The sequence below is a fragment of the Chryseobacterium sp. FH1 genome (genome assembly GCF_000735135.1).
Lineage (GTDB): Bacteria > Bacteroidota > Bacteroidia > Flavobacteriales > Weeksellaceae > Epilithonimonas.
Genome location: NZ_JPLZ01000006.1, coordinates 1,591,051 through 1,613,883 on the forward strand (window position 1 = coordinate 1,591,051; position 22,833 = coordinate 1,613,883).

The window sequence follows — 22,833 nt, forward strand, 5'->3', positions numbered from 1 at the left end:
ACTTTTGTTTTATAATTTTCTGTTTTCTCAAAATTACAGCACAAAACAATTTTACATTTTTGAATGACAATTACAGCGGAGTCAACTCAGCAGTATTATCTCCAACGCAAGCTTTTCTCAATCCAAATCCTTGGGATGTGAATTTGATTTCTGCAGACGCTTTTTTGCAGAATGATTATGCTTACATTTCTCAACGAAGTCTTTTGGGGTTATCCAAAACGCCAATTTATGTCTCTAATCCAAAACAAAATGTTACGGGCGAAAATACAGCAGGTATTTTTGATTTTTTTAATAAGGACAAAGCAAATCTTTTGTTTGATTCAGACGTTTTAGGGCCATCGTTTTCTATGACTGCAAATATCAGGGAGAAAAAATTTGTTTTTGGATTGTTCACTCGAGTGAGAAGTCAAGCTTCTGCTTTAGATGTTGATAATTATCTTCGCTTCAGCAACGAAATGACTCCGCAACCGCAAGATTACATGTTGCGACCTTTTTCTATGCAGGCTATGAATTGGAATGAAATCGGTTTCAACGCTTCTACAAGAATTTTTCCTTATTCTGAGAAACAATGGATCTTAGGATTGAATCTGAAATATGAAATTGGTTTGGATGCAACAAACATTGTGAGTCATCAATCAATTGATTTCACGGCAAGCGAACCAGGCATAGACGAAAATCCCGACCTTCTGAATATCTACGCTTCAAATTACAATGTTTCGGCAAGTTATATCACCAACTACAATTCGGAAAGCAAAAGCTACGAATACAAACAAAATGGATCTGGTCTAGGTTTGGATCTCGGACTCACAATGGTGGACAAAGATCCACGCGAAGATGAGTATAATTCCAAATTCTCATTTAATATTATGGATTTGGGTTACATTAATTTCAAAAATGGGAACAATCACCAATTCGTCAATGGCAACACGGTCTGGCTTCAGAATAATCCCAATCTTGAGGACGAGCCGTTTGAAAGTCCAGAACAGTATTTAAAATTATTAAGCCAGGAAGCTTATGGTGATGAGAATAGATCGTTTGTAGGTAATGGTTTCAAGATGGGTTTGCCTACGAGTATCAATGTTAACTATACCCAAAGAGTCAAGGAACATCATTTTATCAACTTCAATTGGGTTCAGCGTGTTCCGGTTTTTGAGAATTCTGTGAAGCGGAATAATGTTCTTAATGCCAATTATTCCATTCAAAAAGAAGCTTTTGGTTATGGTGTGTCAACAACTTTGTCGGAATATAAAAGTTTGCAATTTGGCGGTTATCTCAGACTTGGCCCGTTGATTTTCGGTAGCGAAAATGCCTTTCCGCTTCTCTTCAAACACAAAAAACTTCACAACGCCAATTTTTATTTGGCCATCAAGTTTTATCCATTTTGGGATAACCCGATGAAACGCCATCGAAGACAAAAGTGTGATTGTGAATAGTGAATTTCAAATTAGACAAATTAATTCTCTCGCGGATTTCGTAAATTCGCCAGATTTTCTCTTGTAGAAATCTGTAAAATCAGCTCAATCTGCGAGAAATATATTTTTATTAATAACCGTGCAACTCAATACCTTCCGTACGTTGCAAAGTCACTTTCTTTCCCATTTTCTTTTGAATCACACGGAAATGTTGCAATTCGTCGTCCGTCAAAATACTGATTGCCGTTCCTTTTCCCCCAGCACGACCAGTTCTACCGATTCTGTGGATATAGTCCAAAGGTGAACGTGGCAATTCGTAGTTGATGACGCAAGGCAAAGAATCGATGTGGATTCCACGGCCGATCAAGTCGGTGGCAACCAATATTTGCGCACCGTTTACTTTGAATTCTTCCAGATTATTTCGTCTTGCACCTTGTGATTTCTGGCTGTGGATTGCTACGGCTTTTATTTTGTTTTTCTTCAGTTTTTCAACCAAATTGTCCGCAGATTTTGTCGAAGAAACGAAAATCAAAGCTTTCTCAACTTTCTTTTCTTTGATGAGATATCTCAAAAAAGGGCCTTTGTTTTCAGGCGAAACGTGATAGGCGAGTTGCTCGATGTCATCAAGTTCAACTTCTTCTTTTTTGATTTCAATCAACGTTGGATTGATGGAAAGTCTTTGCTTCATCTCAGAAACTTTATCGTCCAAAGTCGCTGAAAATAAAGTGGTTTGCTTCATTGCAGGCATCAAACCGAAAAGCTTGTTCATCTCTTCGCCAAAACCCAATTGGAACATTTTGTCTGCCTCATCGATGACCAAATGTTGGATTCCAGAAATACTCAACGCATTGTGGTCAATCAAATCAAGCAATCTTCCGGGCGTGGCAATCAAAACTTCCACGCCAAACATTCCTTTCATTTGCGGATTGATAGAAACTCCGCCGTAAACTGCCATTGTTCGGATTTCACGCTTCAAATTATCTGTAAATGCTCGGAAAACTTCGTCAATCTGAATCGCCAATTCGCGCGTCGGAACCAATATCAAAACCTGAACGTTACGGTCTTTTTTAACTTCAGCATTTTGAAGTTTTTCTAAAATCGGCATCACAAAACAAGCCGTTTTTCCAGAACCGGTTTGTGCAATTCCCATCAAATCTTTTCCTTGCAAAATCACAGGAATCGCCTGCTCCTGAATCGGAAACGGCTTTAGATAACCTAAATTTTTGACAGATTTGATTATGTTGCTTGATAATCCTAACGACTCGAATGACATATAATATTGATTTGGTGCAAAGATAAGTTTTTGAGATTGGTTATCAACTTTTAAAAATTAGAAAAAAACCACATAGGCACATAGATTAATGGAGTACAAGAACTTTAAAAAGTCAAAATAGATAAGACCTGCCATCTATTTTACCTTAAATATTTTGAGAAAAACCTATGTGTCTATGTGGTTGAAAATGTTTTAGGATAAATTTATGTTGTTTTTAAAATCTTTTCAAATTTCCCAAGAATCACACTCTCTTTTTCAGCATAATTAATGAAAAATTGCGTCTGCCAAAGTTTGGTTTTCTCAGCTTGTTTGTTGTTTGGAAAATGCCAATCTGCATAAATCCTGAAACCTCGTTTTCCAACTTTTAGATGAGTTGAAATAAAATTTTCCTTTTCTAAAACCACTTTAGGGAAAATGAAAACTCCAGAATTCTCATTCTCTTCGATAGAAATAATGTAAAAATCGATATCATCATTAATATCAAATGGAACAGTTTTTCCTTCCGAATCTCGTTTCCAAAACGTAACGAATTGTCCCACTTTCTTCGGCGTCAATTTTGATTTTCTGAATTTGATGAGATATTCATCGACCTTAAAATTAAAACCAAAATAATCTTCACATTCCAAATCAGGAATTAATTCGGTGATACTTAATTTTAATGGTTTGAAGATTAAATTGTTAAGTTCCGTGATTTCTTTAATCATCATTGAAATTAAGTAAAAGAAAAATCACCATCACCGTCTTTGAAATCATAATCGAAATCTTTCCCAATTTTCTCTTTCAAATCTTTGTGAATCAAGTACTTCCTTTCCATTGGGCGTTTGTAGATGGCTTTTGGAGATTTGTTTTTCTGGATTGAATGATTCAATTGGTCATCAAAAATGGTCATCATTTTCACCTTGTATTTCTTGATGATTTTTGGAAGAATTTCTGAGACCAGATTCACGTTTCCAAAATGATAAAGCACTTTCAAATGTCCATTTCTGACGGAACAAAACATCGCAGAAACAATTTCCTGATTCTGATAAACCGAAACCCAAAACATTTCATAATGCTTTGAAAATGAAGAAAATAGATAGTTTGCTTGTTCTTTTTCATTGGAAAGCCAAGGGAAATCTGCAATCCATTTGAATTCTTCCGAACTTCTTCCAAGTGGATTTTTTTTCCGATGATTGATGAATTTTTCCAGTTTTTCGTCCAGCGATTTTGTGATTTTATAAAGATGATTTTTCCCATTTCCAAAATACGGAATGAAAGAATTAACAAAATTATCGAGTCTTTTTAACCAACTTTTATTCTTTTCAAAAATTGGTTTTTTAGATGGTAAAAGCTCTGCCAGATTGGATTTGAAGTAATATCGGATGGCTTTTTTTGGTTTCAGGTAATCAAAGAAACCAATTTTGTTGTAAAGTCCTTCCGCACTTGGCGTAAACTCTGTGATCATCAGCTTTTTCTGATAGTTTTCCTCCGCTTCAAAAAGCAATTTCTGAGCAATCTGTTTTCCCCTGTGTTTTTCGCTTACAAAAAGTGTAGAAAGCCAACCAAAGTGAAATTTTTCGCCATTTTTTCCAGTAATGTCGTCTGGAAGAATTCCCAAATAGCCCGCAAGAATCTGATCGTCATAAGCTAAAAACAATAAAATGTCATCAGATTTTGCTCGTGGATTTTGAATGTGGGAAATTTCTCTAAGTTCAGAAATCGGAGCGAAAGGAAAATTCTGAAAATCTTCAGAACTTGTAAATCTGTTGAGTTGTTGCTTGTTGAGTCCGACGATTTTTATCACAGAAAAATAGTTTCAACAAATATAAGAAACACATTATTCAAAGCATAATTTTAACTTCGGATAATCTTATTTTTATTGATTTTCCTTAAAAGTTGATAATATAAAATTTCGTTTTTAAGAATTTCTTCAGCTGAGTAATTTCCAGTTTCAATCGGAATTCTTTGAAGATTTTTAGGATAAGAATCGAGTTTCAAACCAGCTGAACCAAAAGTGAATTTTAGTTTAGGGTTTTCATTAAAAACATTGTCAAAAAACTGATTATCAATTAAATAATCTGTAAAAGGAAATGCGAAAGAATCATTGGATAATTGATTTTCTTTCATATAATCCAAGGATTTTTGCGTGTTTTCCAATTGTTCAGTCAACGAAAGTTGATTGTAAAGCGGATGATTCCAACCGTGAGAACTGATGCCGAAACCGTCGTTTTTTAAATTGATTAGTTGCTCTGTTGTAAGATAAACTGGATTTTTTTTAAGATAATCATTGAAATCAATCTCAAGATGATTGGCAATGTCATCTAGCTGGTTTTGATTTTTAAAATTGATTTTTAGGATTGAATTGATGTTCGTTTTCAAATCGCTTCCAAAATCCTGAAACTTAGAAATTTTGTTTTGAAGTAATTCATTATCAATGATTTCTGAAACAATCAAACTTGCTTTGTTCCGCCACATCATTTCTTTGTTGTCAATGAATTTCGGATTGATGAAGTTGATGGCAAAGATTCCTTTTCTTTTAAGAATTGGAACAATGATGTCGTAAAACTCACTGTATCCATCGTCAAAAGTCAAAAGAATGGTTGGCTTTTTAGTTTTGACTTTTTCAATTTTATTTCTCAAAAAAGTTTCCCAATCTATAAAATCAAAATGCTTCAACAAAAAATCCAAGTCACGTTCAAATTGCTTCTCAGAACGATAAGGAAACAAGTGTTTAGCGTGTTTCAAATCCGCATCGGAAACCAAATGATAAACTAAAATCAAATCCTGAAAAGGCAATTTCTGAGAAAATCTCTCAAAAGAAAATCTCTTGTTGATTGGATTTGCAATTCTATAAAATGTGGTTTTGAAACTCATCAGAAAAAAACTTTGCCAAAGATAATCATCTTTGGCAAAGCTGTATTTAGTTTAAGAATTAAAATTTACTTCACGATTTTCATCTCATTCAGCAACCATTTAGAATCCGCGTATTTATCAACTACGAAAAGAATATATTTGGTATCAACCATAATATTTCTACATAATTTCGGGTCATAATTGATGTCGCTCATTGTGCCTTCCCATTGTCTGTCGAAGTTTAGGCCAATCAGGTTTCCGTGCGCATCCAAAGCCGGACTTCCAGAGTTTCCACCCGTTGTGTGGTTTGTTGCCGTGAAGTTTACAGGAACATCGCCAGTTTTATCTTTGTAAACGCCGTAATCTTTGGTGTTGTAAAGATTGATTAACTTTTTAGGCAGATCAAATTCATAATCTCCAGGGATATATTTTTCCATCACGCCTGCAAGATGCGTTTGGTAGCCGTATGAAACTGCGTCTCGTGGCTCGGAACCTTTCACTTTTCCGTAGGTCACACGCAAAGTTGAATTCGCATCTGGAAAGAATTTTCTGTCTTTGTCCGTTTCCATTTGTTGTGCCATAAAAGTTTTTTGCAAAGCGTCGATGTTAGTTTGCAAAGCCGTCACTTTCTCGTGTGTGGATTTTACATAGGCAGTTCTAATGGATGTGTAAAGTTGAACCAAAGGATCATTTTTCAACGCCTGAACCAACGCTTTTTGATCTGCAAAAACTTTATTGATGTCTGTGTAAACTGTTGCGCCGTTTACTGTTCCACCTCCTGTGATGATTGACGTTTTTGCCCAATTTTCAATGGTTGCAAGATTTTGGTTGACATCTTTATATTTCTCGAAACCAGCTGGCAAAAATTGTTGAGGCGTTTTGTTGGCGTAGAGTGCAAGAACTTTTGCAGTCACTTTTGCATCCAAAGCGCTTTCGTAGTCTTTGTACATTTCCGCAAGTCTGGATTTCAGATTATCCACAGATTTCTGAGAAGATGTTCCATTTTCCACCGCATCAACATAACTTCCAAACAAACTTCCCAAGGCCAAAGTTTCGGCATTTCTTGGTAATTCGCTGTAGTAAGCTCTGTTCAAGGCGTAAGGCGCTTGCTCGTTGTAAAGTTTATTGAGTCCGTCAATCGTGGTTTTGATTGCTGGATTTTTTGAAATCAATGATTGCTCGTATTGTTGTTTTTTTCCAACCGCATTGGATTTTTTCAGACCTTCGATTTCACCTTGCCATTTTTTCCAAGCGTTTGAGATTCTGGCGTATTTGGAAGCATATTTAATTCTGGTCGCATTGTCAACTCTCATTTTTTCGTCAAGCGTTTTCAAGGTCACATCACGAACGGAAATCATCGCAGGATCAATCTCTGTCATAATTTTCTCCACCGCTACGGCCGGAAGATATTCAGTCGTTCTTCCTGGGAATCCGAAAACGAAAGTGAAGTCATCCTCTTTCTTGTCTTTTACAGAAATCGGAAGGAAATGTTTCGGCGTGTAAGGAATGTTGTCTTTGGAATACTCTGCAGGTTTGTTGTTTTTGTCAGCATAGATTCTGAACATAGAGAAATCTCCCGTATGTCTTGGCCAAACCCAGTTGTCTGTGTCTGAACCATATTTTCCGATTGCGGAAGGTGGTGCACCAACCAAACGGATATCCTTGTAAGTCTCGATCACATAAGCATAGAACTTATTGCCATAGTACATCGATCTCACAGAGATTTTCTGATAGCTTTCCGTTTTTTGGGAAGTGACATAGGCATCTGTATTTTGTTTGATTTTCGCATCCAGATCTTTACCTGTCAATCCTTCGGTTCCTGCAAGAATCTCTTTAGTTACTTCTTTGATATCTGTGATGAAATCAACTGTTACTCCAGGATTTGGCAATTCACCATTCATATCTTTTGCCCAGAATCCGTTGGTCAAAAGGTCATTTTCAACAGTGGAGTGGGATTGAATATTGTCGTAACCACAGTGGTGATTTGTTAACAAAAGTCCTTTTGGAGAGATGATTTCTGCCGTACAGCCACCATCAAATTGAACCACGGCATCTTTGATACTCGCTTTGTCCGGGTTGAAGATGTCTTTTGCCGAGATCTTCATTCCCAAGCTTTTCATTTCTTTTTCATTAAGTTCCGTCGGGATCCACATTCCGCCGTATTGCTGGGCAAATGCCATAACAGCCGGAAGAAGCAGGGCTGATAGAAGGATTTTTCTTTTCATTATATCAAAATATCAATTTATAAACGTGACGAATTTAAAGAAAATAATCTGAACGGGATATACTTCATCAACTATAAAAAAAATAGAACCTAAAATTAGATTCCATTGATGTTATAAGGATTGATTTTCTTCAGAGGTATTTTTCAAACTAAGTCTATCTGCGACATATTCGATTGTTGTTTTGCCGTGCGGTTTTGGATTTCCTTCTTCGTCCAATGCAACAAAAACCAGTCTTTCAATCGTAATGATTTTTTGATGCGTCATTTTGTTTCGAACTTCGCAACGAAGCGTTAGAGATGATCTCCCAAATTCAACTGCTTCGATTCCGATTTCAATGATGTCGCCTTGTTTTGCCGAACTTACGAAGTTGATCTCCGAGATATATTTGGTAACCGTTCTGGTATTTTCCAACTGGATAATAGCATAAAGTGCCGCTTCCTCATCGATCCATTCCAAAAGTCTTCCTCCGAAAAGTGAATGGTTGGGATTGAGATCTTCTGGTTTTATCCATTTTCTGGTGTGGTAATTCATCATAATTCTATGGCATTTTAATTTGTTGCAAAGGTAACAAATCCATAGAAAATTTGAGGTTAGAGACTATAGAAATTGTAGATTATAAAATTAATTTTTCGAAATATGAGTTTAAATCTTTTGGTTGGATTTTTGATTCCCTAGAATCTTAGTATTTTTGTAAAAATTTTTTAGAAATGTCAAAAGTAAAAATAGGTACAGTTCAGATGTCTTGCGTTGCAGACAAGCAGCAAAACCTGAACAAAGCCATTGAAAAAATAAGAGAGGCCGCAGCAAAAGGCGCACAGATCGTTTGTTTGCAAGAGCTTTTCACATCCTTATATTTCTGCGATGTCGAAGATTATGATAACTTCGATTTGGCAGAAGCTATTCCTGGCCCTTCAACCGATGCGTTATCTCCAGTTGCGAAAGAATTAGGTGTCGTAATTATTGCATCGTTATTCGAAAAAAGAGCACAAGGACTTTATCACAATACGACTGCAGTTATCGATGCAGACGGAACTTATCTTGGTAAATACCGAAAAATGCACATTCCAGATGACCCCGCTTTTTATGAGAAATTCTATTTCACGCCAGGTGATCTGGGTTATAAGATTTTCCCAACGAAATTTGGAAAAGTTGGAGTCCTGATCTGTTGGGACCAATGGTATCCGGAAGCGTCAAGAATTACCGCTTTGATGGGTGCCGACATTATGTTCTATCCAACAGCAATCGGCTGGGACACCACTCAAGACGAAGAAACCAATCAAGACCAATACAACGCTTGGCAAACCATCCAACGTTCTCACTCGGTTGCAAACGGACTTCCCGTAGTTTCTGTGAATAGAGTAGGCTACGAGCAAGATGGCGCGATGAAATTCTGGGGCGGAAGTTTTGTGACAAACGCTCAAGGAAAATTATTATATCTCGCTTCTCACGACAAAGAAGAAGTGGAAGTGACAGAAGTTGACCTGGCACAAACAGATTATATGAGAAAGCACTGGCCATTCTTGAGAGACAGAAGGATTGAGACCTATTTGCCGATTACAAAACGTTTTATTGACGAGGATTAATGACAATAGATAAAGATTTCAATCCATTAGAAAATGGATACACTTTCCCCGCAGAATGGGAAGAGCACGAGGCAACCTGGCTTTCTTGGCCTCATAAAGAAGAATCTTGGCCGGAAAGAATCGATTTGATCTATCCAGCTTATGCCAAATTCATTGCTGAACTCACGAAAGGCGAATTCGTTTGCATCAATGTAAAAAATCAGGAAATGCAGGCTTTCGCAATGGAACATATTTCCAAAGCCGGCGCAGATATTTCGAAAGTCGAATTTTATTTCCACGAAACAAATGACGCCTGGTGCAGAGATCACGGTCCTGCTTTCTTGGTCAATAAAAACGGAGAAGAGCCTCAAAAGATAATTATTGATTGGGGTTTCAACGCGTGGGGCGGAAAATATCCACCATTCGAATTGGATGATGTCATTCCTACCAAAATTGCTGAAGAAAAAGGATTGCCAGTTCTTTATCCAGGAATTATTATGGAAGGTGGTTCGGTTGAATTCAACGGTGCTGGAACGGTTCTGACCTCCAAGTCTTGTTTGCTTAATGAAAATAGAAATCCACATCTTTCTCAGGAGGAAGTAGAAGATTATTTGAAAAAATATTACGGACAAAAACAAGTCCTTTGGGTAGATGATGGCATTATTGGCGACGATACAGATGGACACGTGGACGACACAATCAGATTCGTAAATGAAGACACCGTCCTAACTGTTGTTGAAGACGATAAAGAAGACGACAACTACGAAATCCTTCAAACCAATCTTCGTCAATTAAAAGAAATGAAATTGTTGGACGGAAGACCTCTAAATATCATCGAACTTCCAATGCCAGATCCAGTTTATTGCGACGGACAAAGATTGCCAGCATCTTACGCCAATTTCTACATCGCAAACAAATCCGTAATTGTTCCAATTTACAATTGCGAGAAAGATCAGATTGCATTGGAAATCATCCAAAAATGTTTCCCAGAAAGGGATGTGGTTGGCATAGATTCCACCGATATTATTTGGGGATTGGGAAGTTTCCACTGCCTCAGTCAACAAGAACCTTTGGTTTAAAATACAGATCCGCGAAACAGGCGGATCTTTTAATTTTTCAATTTAAATAATGAGCGAAATACAGACTACCGAACAGGTCAAAAAATATCTTCCTTTTATCTTAGGAACAGCCATTTTTATGCAAATGCTGGATTCCACGATTCTGAACACCTCTTTGCCTTCAATCGCCAGAGATTTGCAGGAATCGCCTTTGGATATGCAGAATGCGATCATCAGTTATGTGTTGACTTTGGCTTTGTTTATGCCAGTCAGCGGTTTTTTGGCGGATAAATTCGGAACAAAAAGGATTTTTATTCTTTCCCTCGCTATATTTTCTGTCGGATCGTTATTTTGTTCTTTATCGCAGGATTTGACGCAGTTGGTAATCTCCCGAATTGTCCAAGGAATTGGCGGAAGTTTGATGACGCCTGTCGGGAAATTGGCTTTGATCAGAGCTTTCAACAAAAATGAACTTTTAAAAGCGATGAATTTCGCCATTATCCCAGCCTTGATTGGACCAGTGATGGGACCATTGGTCGGTGGTTATATGGTGGATTATTTGAGTTGGCACTGGATTTTTTTAATTAATATTCCGATCGGATTGATAGGGATAATTCTGAGTTTGAAATATATGCCTAATTACAAATCGCCAGTTATCGACTTCGATTTGAAAGGATTTCTAATTTTCGCAATGGCATCTTTACTTCTTTCTGTTTCTTTGGAATTGCTCGGAAATGCGCACAATATCACGCCAGTTCTCTTGGTTTTGGTCTTGGGGTTTTTGATGCTTTACTTTTATTACAAACACGCCAAAACAGATAACAATCCTATTTTTCCATTGAATCTTTTTCAGGTTCGGACGTTCCGTGTTGGGATTTTAGGAAATCTTGCGACAAGGCTGGGAATCAGTTCAATTCCGCTTTTGGTTCCGTTGATGATCCAGATTGCGTACGGACAATCTGCGCTTACTTCCGGCTGGATTGTTGCACCAATGGCACTCACGGCGATGTTTGGAAAATCTTACGTGATCGGGATTTTGGATAAATTCGGTTATCGTAAAACTTTGATGACCAACACGTTTGTAATTGGTGTTTTGATCTGCTGTTTGGCAATTCCCACGGTTCAAAGCTCGATCTATTGGTACATTCCGATCTTGTTGGTTCTAGGTTTTTTCAATTCCATCCAGTTTACATCGATGAACACGATTTCGATTGCCGATTTGCGACCGTATCAAAATAGCAGTGGGAATTCTTTGGTTTCTGTCAATCAGCAGTTTGCGGTTGGATTTGGGATCGCGTTTGGTTTGATAGTTTTGAAATTGTTCGAAGGCGATACCACTTTCATCAAGAACGAAGTTCACAACGCGTTCCGATACACCTTTTTGATTGTCGGATCTCTCACGATTCTTTCTGGATTCGTTTTCCGAAGACTCAATTTCCGTGATGGCGACAATATGAAATCGGTTTAAAATACATAAAATTTGGGCAACTTATCCGCCTTCCGTTCCCGCTTTTTTTGCCAAGCTTTTCCCACTGCAAAAAAGAGCTCCACTCAAGTTGGGTTGCGGGTTTGTTACAAGAAATAACGATTGGTTTTAAATTGAAATTTTCTATCTTTAAAAATTAAAAACTTCTCAAGATGGCAAAAAACAAAACCACCGAAAACAATCTTTCCGTAGATGATTACATCAATAATATCACCGATGAAAAACGCCAAAGTGATGTCAGAGAATTGGTGAAAATTTTCGAAGCAACATCAGGATTTCCACCTAAAATGTGGGGCGAGGCCATCATAGGATTTGGAAGTTATCATTACAAATATGAAAGCGGTCACGAAGGCGACGCACCTTTGGCCGGACTTTCCAATCGGGTTGCTCAGATTTCGCTTTACGTTTATCAAGACATTGATGACAAGGAAAATCTATTTTCACAATTGGGAAAAGTCAAAACCGCGAAAGCCTGTATCTACATCAAAAAACTGGAAGATATTAACATCGATATTTTGAAAAATATCATCACCAATTCCATCAAAACCATTCAAAAGATCTACGGCTAAATGGATTTTACAAACTTGCTTGCTACGGAAGTTCAGACTTTCATCACCCAAAATATTGATAGTGACATCAACAGATTATTATTAAAAAGATCACCGTTTCCAAATGTGACTATTCAGGAGATCGTTCAACAGATCAAGGGCAAAAAAGTCGCGCAGAGAAAGTTTCCATTCTTATTGAATGAGAACATTATTTTTCCGCCAAACCTCAATCTGGAACAAGCTTCATCGCAATCCACAGCAGAATATAAAGCCAAAGATCTAATAGGAAAATCATTCCTCGACTTGACCTCAGGTTTCGGGATCGATGCTTATTTTCTCTCTCAAAATTTTGAAGAAGTAACTTTGGTGGAGCAAAATCCAGAATTGATAAAAATCGTAGAACATAATTGGAAAACTCTAAACAGAAAAGCAAATTTCATTAATCAAAATCTTGAAGAATTTTTAGAAATTAATAAAGAGATGTTTGATATCGTTTATTTGGATCCTGCGCGAAGAGATAAGAATAACAAAAAGAAGTTCCTGCTGGAAGATCTTTCGCCAAATCTTCTAGAAATTGAAGAGCAACTTAATTCAATTTCAGACAGGATAATTGTGAAACTTTCGCCTTTGATCGATATTTCATATTTGGTTTCGGAACTTCAAAACATCAATGAAATCAAAATCATCGCCTTTAGAAATGAGGTAAAGGAATTGGTTTTAATTATCGAAAATAAACCATCAACTGTCAACCAACAAACAATAACTATAAGCTGTATCAACTTGGAATCGGATGAACCAGAATTTTCTTTTTATATTAATGAAGAAAAAACTGCCACTTCAGAATTCTCAGAAAGTCTTAATTTCCTTTATATTCCAAACAATTCAATCCTGAAAGCTGGTGCATTCAATATTATTTCAGAAAAATTTGGATTGAAGAAACTGCACCCAAATACGCATTTCTACACTTCGGAACATAAAATAGAAAACTTTCCCGGAAGGATTTTGGAAGTTGAAAAGATCGATGGAAAGGATTTAAAAAAGAATGACCAGTTCAATATCATTTCCAAGAATTATCCTTTGAAACCCGACGAAATCAAGAAAAAATACAAGCTGAAAGATGGCGGAAACCGTTATCTGATATTCACGCAAAGCATCAACGGAAAAGAGATTCTGAGAAGCATTTGATTTAATGTATTGATTAACAAAATTTTAAATAGATGTTAATTAATGTAGCTTATTTTTAAAAATAATTAAATGGGCGTTCATCTTACCATAAAAATTCACTACATTTGCACGCGTAAAAAATAGATATGCAAAATATTAGAAATATAGCGATTATCGCACACGTTGACCACGGAAAAACAACTTTGGTTGACAAAATTATCCACGCCACAAACATCTTCCGTGAAAATCAGGAGAGTGGTGATCTGATCATGGATAACAACGATCTTGAAAGAGAAAGAGGGATTACGATTTTATCAAAAAACATCTCTGTAACTTATAAAGACGTAAAAATCAACGTTATCGATACTCCTGGTCACGCCGATTTTGGTGGTGAGGTAGAGAGAGTATTGAAAATGGCTGATGGTGTTGTTTTGTTGGTAGATGCCTTCGAAGGACCAATGCCACAGACAAGATTCGTACTTCAGAAAGCTTTGGAACTTGGATTGAGACCTCTAGTAGTTATCAATAAAGTAGATAAGCCAAACTGTCGTCCGGACGAAGTTCACGATCAGGTTTTTGACCTTTTCTTCAACTTGGATGCAACTGAGGAGCAATTGGATTTCCCAACGTTCTACGGTTCATCTAAACAAGGTTGGTTCAACACTTCATTAGAACAAACTGACAACATTTTCCCACTATTGGACGGGATCTTAGAATACGTTCCAGAACCGAAAGTAGAAGAAGGTAACCTACAGATGCAAATCGTTTCTCTTGACTATTCTTCTTTCTTAGGAAGAATCGCGATTGGAAAAGTGATCAGAGGTGAGATCAAAGAAGCTCAGTGGATCGGATTGGCGCAAGCTGACGGAAAGATATTGAAAGGAAAAGTAAAAGAACTTTATATTTTCGAAGGTCTTGGAAAGAAAAAAGTAGCGGAAGTGAAGGCTGGAGATATCTGTGCTGTTGTAGGTTTCGATGCTTTCCAGATTGGAGATTCTTTCGTAGATCTAGAAAATCCAGAACCATTGCCAAGAACTTCTATTGATGAGCCAACGTTGAATATGACGTTCTCTATCAACAATTCACCGTTCTTCGGAAAAGATGGTAAATATGTAACTTCCAACCACCTGAAAGAAAGATTGACCAAAGAATTAGAGAAAAACTTGGCATTGAGAGTTCAACAGACTGATGATGCGAACACGTTCCTAGTTTTTGGTAGAGGTATTCTTCACTTGTCAGTTTTGATTGAAACGATGAGAAGAGAAGGTTACGAAATGACAATCGGTCAGCCACAGGTTATCTTGAGAGAAGACGAAAGTGGACAAAAATTGGAGCCTTACGAATCTTTGGTTGTAGACGTTCCAGAAGAATTTGCTTCTAGAGTTATCGATTTGGCAACTCAGAGAAAAGGAGATCTTCACATTATGGAAACTAAAGGTGAAATGCAACATATGGAATTCGAAATCCCTTCCAGAGGTTTGATCGGATTGCGTTCTCAGATGTTGACTGCTACTGCAGGTGAAGCTATTATGGCGCACCGTTTCACAGAGTACAAACCTTTCAAAGGGGCGATTCCTGGAAGAAGTAATGGTGTATTGATCAGCAAAACTCAAGGTCCAGCGACTGAGTATTCTATCGCGAAACTACAAGATAGAGGTAAGTTCTATGTTGATCCGGGCGAGGAGATCTACGCAGGAATGGTGATTGGTGAGCAAAACAAGCCAGGTGACTTGGTTGTAAACATCGTTGAAGCTAAACAGTTGAACAATATGAGAGCTTCTGGAAAAGATAAAGATACAGGTGTTGCACCAAAGATCTTGTTCTCTCTTGAAGAATGTATGGAATATATTCAAGCTGATGAAGCGATCGAGGTAACGCCTAACTTCATCCGTATGAGAAAGAAGATCCTTTCTGAAGAAGAAAGAAAAAGAGTGGAAAGAGGCGCTAAGTCTTAATCTAATCTTAATTAATATTTAAAGTCCTCAGAAATGGGGACTTTTTTATTATATTCGATTTTCAAAATTCAAAATCATATTTAGATTTCATTTTATGAATCATAAACGCCAGTTCCATTTTTTTTGGTTGATCTTAATTTCTGTTTTAATCTACAATTGCTCACCACAAAGGAAGCAAGTTAGCAAGATCAAAACGCCACCTTCAAAACCTGTTATCAAATCAGTTCCGAGCAACGTTAAAGTTGAAGATAATTATCGTGTGGATCTGCCTGCGATCAACAGAGAATTTCGTGGCGCTTGGATTGCGTCGGTTGCAAATATCAACTGGCCGTCCAGAACGAATCTTACATCAGAACAGCAGAGATCGGAAGCGATTGAAATGTTGAATATGCTTCAAAACAATAATTTCAATGCGGTGATCTTGCAAGTGCGTCCGTCTGGAGATGCTTTGTACAAAAGTTCTCACGAGCCTTGGTCTTATTTTATGACAGGAGAAATTGGCAGAGAACCTTATCCTTATTATGATCCTTTGGAATTTTGGGTGGAAGAAGCACACAAACGCGGAATCGAATTGCACGTTTGGCTAAATCCTTACAGAGCACATCATTCCAACGGTGGAAAAGTGACGTCGCAATCTTTGGCCAACAAATTTTCTGACGTGACTTATAGATTGAGAAATGGAATGTATTGGTTCGATCCGGCAAGTCCGGTGATCCAGGATCACGTTTCTAAAGTTGTGAATGAACTGGTGAAAAAGTACGATATCGACGCTGTTCACTTCGATGATTATTTTTATCCTTACGCCACTTACAACGGTGGTGCGGATTTTCCCGATTCTAAAACTTGGAATGCGTATAGAAATTCTGGTGGAAATCTTACGAGAGCAGATTGGAGAAGAGATAACGTGAATCGTTTTGTGGAAAGGATTTATAAAGAGATCAAAAACGAAAAGAATTATGTGAAATTCGGAATCAGTCCGTTTGGCATCTGGAAACCGGATTATCCAACGGGAATCAAAGGTTCCTCTCAATACGATGAACTCTATGCCGATGCAAAACTATGGCTCAACAAAGGTTGGGTGGATTATTTCGCCCCGCAGTTGTATTGGCCGGTCAATTCCACAGGACAGAGTTTCCCGAGATTACTGGAATGGTGGAAAACGGAAAATAATTTTAATAGGCATCTTTGGCCAGGACTCAACACCGTTGAAATAAAAGTATCTGATAAACCTTCCGAGATCGTGAATCAAATCGAGTTGAGCAGACAGATCTTGAAAGATGACACTGGCGAAATCCATTGGAGTATTGCAGGTTTGACCAAAAGTTACAGTATGCAGAACACTTTGAAAACAAGGGTTTATCAGGATAAAGTTCTGATCCCGAGAAGTCCGTGGTTGAAGACTGATAAGGAACTTTCGCAACCAAAATTAAACTTGAAAAATAATGGAAGCAACATCTCCGCAACTTGGAATTTATCAAATGGTGAAAAGGCTTTCCAATGGGTTCTGTTCACAAAATATGGCAACGAATGGCGAACTCAGACCCTAAATGCTGATATTCAGAATATGGAAATCATAAAGTTTTATAATGGAAAGAATCTTAACACAGTTGCCATCAAAGCAATTGACAGATTAGGAAACGAAAGCGATTATAAAGCAGAGAAAGTTAAATAGAAAAATGTATTTTCAATATTCTCGCAGATCAGGCAAATCAAGCAGATTTTATTCAAAACAAATCTGCAAAATCATCTTGATCTGCGAGATTTTTTTTTAGTTAAGTTTTAAAAATATTTTAAAAATCTTTGTAACATTAATTTTAAAGAAACATTATCATTAAATTTGATGAAAACTAATCGATGAATTTCACTTTCAAAATTACCTGTACCGACGAAAAAGGCTTGGTTTACAGAATCTCAGAGGTCCTTCTCGAAAACGGTCTCAACATCATCAAAAATGACGAATTCGTGGACAGCGAAAAGTCATTGTTCTTTATGAGAACCGAAGTTGCAGGAATTGCCGACCCTAATAAAGTGATTGCCCAACTTAAAGATCAATTAGGAGATTGCGAAATAGAATTGAGCAACAACAAACCAAAAGACGTCGTTGTTTTTGTGACCAAGGAACATCATTGTTTGTCGGACTTATTGATCAGAAATCAGTTTAAAGACCTTAATTTTAATATTCTTGCAGTCGTTGGGAATTATGAAAATCTAAGAGAATTGACAGAGAAATTTCAGATTCCATTTCATTATATTTCAACTGAAAATATCACAAGAGATGAGCACGAAAACCTGATCAAAGAAACCCTACAGAATTATGAGTTTGATTATTTGGTTTTGGCTAAGTTTATGAGAATTCTGTCTTCAGATTTTGTGGCGAATTTCAAAGGGAAAATCATCAATATCCACCATTCATTTTTGCCCGCATTTATTGGTGCCAATCCCTACAAACAGGCTTTTGAAAGAGGCGTGAAGATCATCGGGGCAACGGCTCATTTTGTGACAAACGATTTGGATGAAGGTCCAATTATTTATCAGGATATTATCAAAGTTTCTCATTCCAAAACAGCAAAAGATCTGGCGAAGTTAGGAAGAGATGTCGAGAAGAATGTTTTGGCAAATGCTTTGAAATTGGTCTTTGAAGACAAGGTTTTTATTGATGGGAATAAGACGATTATTTTTGAGTAGGATTTTAATTTTTATCTCTTGCTTTTTCCAATTTTACCAAACTTACCAAAAAATCACCTGATCCCCAACAACTGAAACAATTCCTCTTTCTTATTAAGCGCAATAGAAATACTTTTTCCGTTCACAAGTTCCACCATATTACCGCTGAGACTTCGGATAGCTTCCAGATTGATTATAAACGAACGCTGAACTCGGAAGAATTTTGGTAAAGTCAGAACTTCATCCATCGATTTCAACGTTGCTAGAGTAGTGTAAGTTTCATTTTGGATGACGATTTTCAAATAATCGCCTTGCGCTTCTACATACAGGATCTCGTCCAAAAGGATTTTTGTGAGTTTTCCATCAGACTTAATGAAAATCCGGTCAGAATTGACTTGATGAACCGTAGAGTTTTGTTTTAAACTAATATAATCTTTCGCCTTGTTCACGGCTTTCAAGAAACGGTCGAAGCGCACGGGTTTTACCAAATAATCCGTCGCTCCAGTTTCGAAACCATCCAAAGCAAAATCTCTATGAGCGGTGATAAAGATAATGACAGGCGGATTTTCTAGACTTTTCACTAGATCCAAACCATTGATCTTCGGCATTTGAATATCACTGAAAATAAGATCAACATTATTATTCTCCAAAAACATCAGAGCTTTTACAGGATCTTCAAATGAATCCACAAGTTCCAGAAAATCAATCTCTTTCACGAAGTTTTCTATGATCTCTCTTCCAATTGGTTCGTCGTCCAAAACGATGCAACGCAGTTTTTCCATTTCTACAAATTGATTTTCAGTTCGATTTTAAAGCTGTTTTCAAGGGTTGTGATCTTCAGATCGTGTTGATTTGGATATAATAATTGAAGACGTTTTTTGATATTTTCCAAGCCAATTCCACCAAATTCTTTCTTGATCTCTGTTTTGTCAAAATCATTTTCCAGAACAAAGTAAAATATGTCATTTTCCACTTTAATTTTCTGGTCAATAAACTGATTGGCAGAATTCTTCAATCCATATTTGAAAGCATTTTCGATGAATGTAAAAGTCAAAAGTGGAGCGATGTAAAGCCCAGCGCTCTGGTCATCACCCAAAATTTCCAACTGGATATTTTTGTCTCTCGGATAACGCATTTTTTCAAGTTCAAAATAATTTCTGATGAAGTCCAATTCCTTTTCCAGGGACACTTTTTCAGAATTGGATTCGTAAAGGGTGTAGCTCATAATGTCGGAAAGATTCAAGACAACTTCCGGCGCGGAATCGTCTTTTTTCACAATCAAACCGTACAGATTATTCAAGGTGTTGAAGAGGAAGTGTGGATTAAGTTGCGATTTCAAAAAGTCTTTTTCAATATTGACATTCTGGATCTCGACCTCTAGTTTTTGCTGTTGAAGTTGCGTCGTTTTGTTATAAATTCTCACAATCTCAAACAAGATCTTCACAAAGAAAAAAGGTGACAAAATATAGATCACAAGCATAATGTTGGACAATACAACCTCAAGTCCAATGACTTCTTTAATGCTTTGATTCGCAAAAACTTTGATTATTCCAGCGAATCTTCCAGTTTTGATTTCCCAACCTAAATAATGGTAGAGGCGAAACATAGAATTGTTGACAATAAGCCAAATATAAATGCTGACAGGAATTAATATTGATGTGATGATCAGGAAATTATTGATTCTGAATTTCTTAATTTTTGGAAATATCAAATAAAAAAATCCATAAAAGATAACTGCATTGCTTACAAACGTCCTGAAAGTCATAAGGAAACATTCAAAATAAGTGATTTTGGAATCAAAACGATAATAGACAAAAAGTAATGTAGAAAAGAAAAACCACATCATGAAATGGAAAATGATCTTCGGGCTTCCGTTGTAAAATCGTTCAAAGTCCTGCAGAAAATTTTGATTCGACAGTTGTTCTTTCGAGAAAGGGTTTTCTTGCATTTTGCTCGTATTAAAAGGCATTTTCAAAAATAGGCTTTTGATATTTTAATTTGAAATAAATCTAAAATTTTTGTAAGATCTCATCCACTTCTATCAGGTTGAAGTTCTTATCATTTTTGATGAGATCGTAGATCATCGCAGAGTGTCCGGCTCCGACTAGGATCAAGACATTCTTGCTTCCTTTCTTGATCTGAGCCTGAAAATTAGCATAGATCAAAAGATTTCGTCTGTACCAATCCGCAACCAAATTGGCTCCGAAATAATTGTCTTCAACACCAATTTTATTTGCTAATGAAATGTAAAAACCTTTATTGGATAGTCTGTTTTCAGCGGTATTCAGACATTTTAAAGTTTTTATCAATTCGATCTCGTTGATGCAGGTCTTGTAGTCAATTGAAAAACTTTTCAGACTTTCAGAGAATTCATTTTTAAGTTCTTCATTCTCACCAGCTTTCTTTTGGAGCAGGTCAAAACGCATTTCTGAGAAATGATCGATGGGATAGATGGAATCGTTTTTCGCCTTCTTTCCTAATCTGAAAGCCAGTTGATAGATCTCATTTTCCTTGTGTTTTTTCTTGGATCTTGAATTGGAGATTGTGTCTGTGACCTTATCAAAAGTATTATTGAGATAGGCTTAGTAAAGTTGATTCAGTTTCGCTTTATTCGAAAATTCTTCCTCAACAAATATTTGGTCGGGTTTCAGTTTTCTGTAAATCAAATCTGTGATCTCTTCCAATTCAGCTTGGTTTTTTGGTTCAAGGATATTACGGACCTCAGACTTTATCGCATCATTTCCGGGATTGTTGAAGTGGTAAGTGCCAAGAAGTACAACATTGATCTTGTCCTGAGAATAGATCAAGGAATTGAAAAATATCAGAGAAAGAACAAAAAATATTTTAGCAGTTTTCATAGCATTGAATTATTAACGGACCAAAAGTAAAATCGAAAAGGTTTTATATCAATTATAATCGCTGAAAATGGATTTTTGTCCGTCAGAATTTAATTTTTCATCGATGAAGAAAAATCATTATTTTTATCGGGAAATAAATCAAAAACTATGTCGATCAACAGACGAGACTGGCTGAAAACCGCTTTCCTGGGAAGTGCAGCACTCACACTTTCCCCACTTGAATTCCTTGCGAAAAATACCCCAAATTTCCACGAACTGAAGAACGATGACAAAACCATCCGCCTTTGTTTCAACGAGAATCCGTTTGGTGTTTCCCCGAAAGCTTTGGAAGCGATGCAAAAAAGCCTGAGTCTTTCCTCGATGTATGATTTCAAATTTGCGGATACTTTGAGTGCGAAACTGGCAGAGAAAAACCAGTTGAAACAAGAAAATATTTTAGTTTCGGCGGGTTCGTCTTTTTTGTTGGAATTGATCATTAAGTATGTTTCGTTGGACAAAGGACATTTCATTATTCCAGATCCGTCTTTCACTATTTTTGAACCGATTGGCGAATTTCTGGGAATGTCAAAAACCGTTATTCCTTTGAATGAACAAAAGCGAATCGACCTCGATAAAATGAAAAGGTCAATACGAAATGATACAAAACTGATTTACATTTGCAACCCGAATAATCCAACTGGAGATTTGCTTTCAAGAATGGAAATTGAAAGTTTCATCAAGTCTGTTCCTGACAATATCACAATTCTGGTCGACGAAGCTTACATCGAATTTACCAATCAAAAATCTTTGGCAGATCTTGTGGATATTTATAAAAATCTGATTGTAACGAGAACATTTTCCAAGCTTTATGGTTTCGCTGGTGCAAGATTAGGCTATGCAATCGGTCATCCGAAAATGATTACAGAATTGAAAAAACTTCAAAGCTGGAGCGGTGCAGAAATCAGCGTAACAACTATGGCTGGCGCAATATCTGCGATGGAAGACCAGGAATTCATTTCCAAAGTATTGAATAACAATCAAAAAGTGAAAGATTTTACAATGTCTGAATTTCAAAAAAGAGGCATCAAAACCATTCCGTCTTCTGCCAATTTTATTTATTTCTCATTGGAAAATTACAAGGAAAATTATTTCAAAAAATTAAAAGATGCGAAAATCCTTGGCGGAAAAACCTATGAGCAGAATGAAAAATGGACGAGAATAAGTTTGGGGACAATGGAGGAGATGAAGAAGTATTTTGAAGTAATTTCTTTAAAAAAGTAAGATGATGAAAGTGAAATTTACTAAAATATTTTTTTTCTCTTTTATTTTAATTTCTATTCAGTGTCTATCTCAAAATGGATTATTTGACAAGAATAGATTAAAAATACAACAAGAAGTGCATCTTATTGATAGTCTTAACATATTAAGTTTAGATTCCGTTAAGCTATTAATAAACGATAGTATAAATGTTAATGTTAAAAAATTTACTGATAGAATAGTTGCTAAAAATGTTTTAAGAAATAGCAATACTAATTTTGAAATTAAATATTATTTGAAAAATGGAGAATTATTTTTTATCAAAATTGAAGAACAAAGTACAAATTTATCAGATTTAAAAAAGCACACAGAATATTACATTTCAAAAAATAAAATTTCAGATGTAAATTATTATCGTAATATGAGAATTTGTTTACCAATTTCTTTAGATGCCGATATTGATAAACAATTTGGCTATAACAAAAATCTTAGTGAAAACTTTATGAAAAAATATGTTTTTCAATTATACAAGAAAATAAATAAAACATTAAGATTGTAAG

Annotated in this window: 21 protein-coding genes; 11 read left to right on the forward strand and 10 right to left on the reverse strand. The window is 36.4% G+C overall.

Features of this window, described 5'->3' with window-relative positions:
* The first annotated feature begins 59 nt into the window (after positions 1–59).
* Positions 60–1,433, forward strand: coding sequence for a DUF5723 family protein (locus tag IO90_RS14175; protein WP_131450898.1), 1,374 nt, complete (start codon positions 60–62; stop codon positions 1,431–1,433).
* A 109-nt stretch (positions 1,434–1,542) separates the two neighbouring features.
* Here the strand turns inward: IO90_RS14175 and IO90_RS14180 are convergent, their stop codons facing one another.
* The 6 genes from IO90_RS14180 to IO90_RS14205 all read right to left on the reverse strand — a co-directional run bounded on the left by IO90_RS14180 (position 1,543) and on the right by IO90_RS14205 (position 8,273).
* A complete protein-coding gene (locus tag IO90_RS14180; RefSeq protein ID WP_034967885.1) occupies positions 1,543–2,685 on the reverse strand; it encodes a DEAD/DEAH box helicase in 1,143 nt (380 codons plus the stop codon).
* Positions 2,686–2,888: 203 nt separating this feature from the next.
* Complete coding sequence (locus IO90_RS14185) at positions 2,889–3,392, reverse strand: MepB family protein (RefSeq protein ID WP_051878723.1); 504 nt, start codon at positions 3,390–3,392, stop codon at positions 2,889–2,891.
* A gap of 5 nt (positions 3,393–3,397) precedes the next feature.
* Positions 3,398–4,468, reverse strand: coding sequence for a GNAT family N-acetyltransferase (locus IO90_RS14190; RefSeq protein WP_034967888.1), 1,071 nt, complete (start codon positions 4,466–4,468; stop codon positions 3,398–3,400).
* A 50-nt stretch (positions 4,469–4,518) separates the two neighbouring features.
* Positions 4,519–5,538 carry a polysaccharide deacetylase family protein gene (locus IO90_RS14195; protein WP_051878725.1) on the reverse strand — a complete coding sequence of 340 codons (1,020 nt, stop codon included), beginning with the start codon at positions 5,536–5,538 and terminating at the stop codon, positions 4,519–4,521.
* A 65-nt stretch (positions 5,539–5,603) separates the two neighbouring features.
* On the reverse strand, positions 5,604–7,742 hold the full coding sequence (locus IO90_RS14200; RefSeq protein WP_081871825.1) for a S46 family peptidase: 2,139 nt from the start codon (positions 7,740–7,742) through the stop codon (positions 5,604–5,606).
* A 111-nt stretch (positions 7,743–7,853) separates the two neighbouring features.
* Positions 7,854–8,273 carry an acyl-CoA thioesterase gene (locus IO90_RS14205; protein WP_034969276.1) on the reverse strand — a complete coding sequence of 140 codons (420 nt, stop codon included), beginning with the start codon at positions 8,271–8,273 and terminating at the stop codon, positions 7,854–7,856.
* Positions 8,274–8,449: 176 nt separating this feature from the next.
* On the opposite strand from IO90_RS14205, the gene IO90_RS14210 reads away from it, so the two are divergent.
* From IO90_RS14210 to purU, 8 genes are all read left to right on the forward strand, one after another.
* Entirely contained in the window at positions 8,450–9,325 is an 876-nt protein-coding gene (locus IO90_RS14210) for a carbon-nitrogen hydrolase (RefSeq protein WP_034967894.1), read from the forward strand.
* Positions 9,325–10,383, forward strand: a complete 1,059-nt coding sequence (locus IO90_RS14215) for an agmatine/peptidylarginine deiminase (protein ID WP_034967897.1) — start codon at positions 9,325–9,327, stop codon at positions 10,381–10,383. The genes IO90_RS14210 and IO90_RS14215 overlap by 1 nt, the downstream gene beginning before the upstream one ends.
* Before the next feature lie 49 nt (positions 10,384–10,432).
* Positions 10,433–11,830: an MFS transporter gene (locus IO90_RS14220; RefSeq protein WP_034967901.1), complete on the forward strand. Its 1,398-nt coding sequence runs from the start codon at positions 10,433–10,435 to the stop codon at positions 11,828–11,830.
* Between the two features lie 170 nt (positions 11,831–12,000).
* Positions 12,001–12,417, forward strand: coding sequence for a DUF1801 domain-containing protein (locus IO90_RS14225; RefSeq protein ID WP_034967904.1), 417 nt, complete (start codon positions 12,001–12,003; stop codon positions 12,415–12,417).
* Positions 12,418–13,581, forward strand: a complete 1,164-nt coding sequence (locus tag IO90_RS14230; RefSeq protein ID WP_034967906.1) for a class I SAM-dependent methyltransferase — start codon at positions 12,418–12,420, stop codon at positions 13,579–13,581.
* Between the two features lie 125 nt (positions 13,582–13,706).
* Positions 13,707–15,515, forward strand: a complete 1,809-nt coding sequence (gene typA / locus IO90_RS14235) for a translational GTPase TypA (protein ID WP_034967909.1) — start codon at positions 13,707–13,709, stop codon at positions 15,513–15,515.
* Positions 15,516–15,609: 94 nt separating this feature from the next.
* Positions 15,610–17,187, forward strand: a complete 1,578-nt coding sequence (locus IO90_RS14240) for a glycoside hydrolase family 10 protein (RefSeq protein ID WP_034967910.1) — start codon at positions 15,610–15,612, stop codon at positions 17,185–17,187.
* Between the two features lie 182 nt (positions 17,188–17,369).
* Entirely contained in the window at positions 17,370–18,200 is an 831-nt protein-coding gene (purU, locus tag IO90_RS14245; protein ID WP_034967913.1) for a formyltetrahydrofolate deformylase, read from the forward strand.
* 53 nt (positions 18,201–18,253) lie between these two features.
* Here purU and IO90_RS14250 read toward each other — a convergent pair whose 3' ends face one another.
* From IO90_RS14250 to IO90_RS14265, 4 genes are all read right to left on the reverse strand, one after another.
* A complete protein-coding gene (locus tag IO90_RS14250) occupies positions 18,254–18,961 on the reverse strand; it encodes a LytR/AlgR family response regulator transcription factor (protein ID WP_034967914.1) in 708 nt (235 codons plus the stop codon).
* Between the two features lie 2 nt (positions 18,962–18,963).
* Positions 18,964–20,127, reverse strand: coding sequence for a sensor histidine kinase (locus tag IO90_RS14255; protein ID WP_051878726.1), 1,164 nt, complete (start codon positions 20,125–20,127; stop codon positions 18,964–18,966).
* A 61-nt stretch (positions 20,128–20,188) separates the two neighbouring features.
* Positions 20,189–20,722 carry a DUF5694 domain-containing protein gene (locus tag IO90_RS14260; RefSeq protein ID WP_228374709.1) on the reverse strand — a complete coding sequence of 178 codons (534 nt, stop codon included), beginning with the start codon at positions 20,720–20,722 and terminating at the stop codon, positions 20,189–20,191.
* A gap of 39 nt (positions 20,723–20,761) precedes the next feature.
* The gene (locus IO90_RS14265; protein ID WP_034967920.1) at positions 20,762–21,037 is read right to left on the reverse strand and encodes a hypothetical protein; all 276 of its coding nucleotides are present in this window, start codon (positions 21,035–21,037) and stop codon (positions 20,762–20,764) included.
* 147 nt (positions 21,038–21,184) lie between these two features.
* On the opposite strand from IO90_RS14265, the gene IO90_RS14270 reads away from it, so the two are divergent.
* Together IO90_RS14270 and IO90_RS14275 are read left to right on the forward strand one after the other, a co-directional pair.
* Entirely contained in the window at positions 21,185–22,297 is a 1,113-nt protein-coding gene (locus tag IO90_RS14270; RefSeq protein ID WP_034967922.1) for a pyridoxal phosphate-dependent aminotransferase, read from the forward strand.
* A gap of 1 nt (position 22,298) precedes the next feature.
* Complete coding sequence (locus IO90_RS14275; protein ID WP_034967926.1) at positions 22,299–22,832, forward strand: hypothetical protein; 534 nt, start codon at positions 22,299–22,301, stop codon at positions 22,830–22,832.
* The last annotated feature ends 1 nt before the right edge of the window (position 22,833 follow it).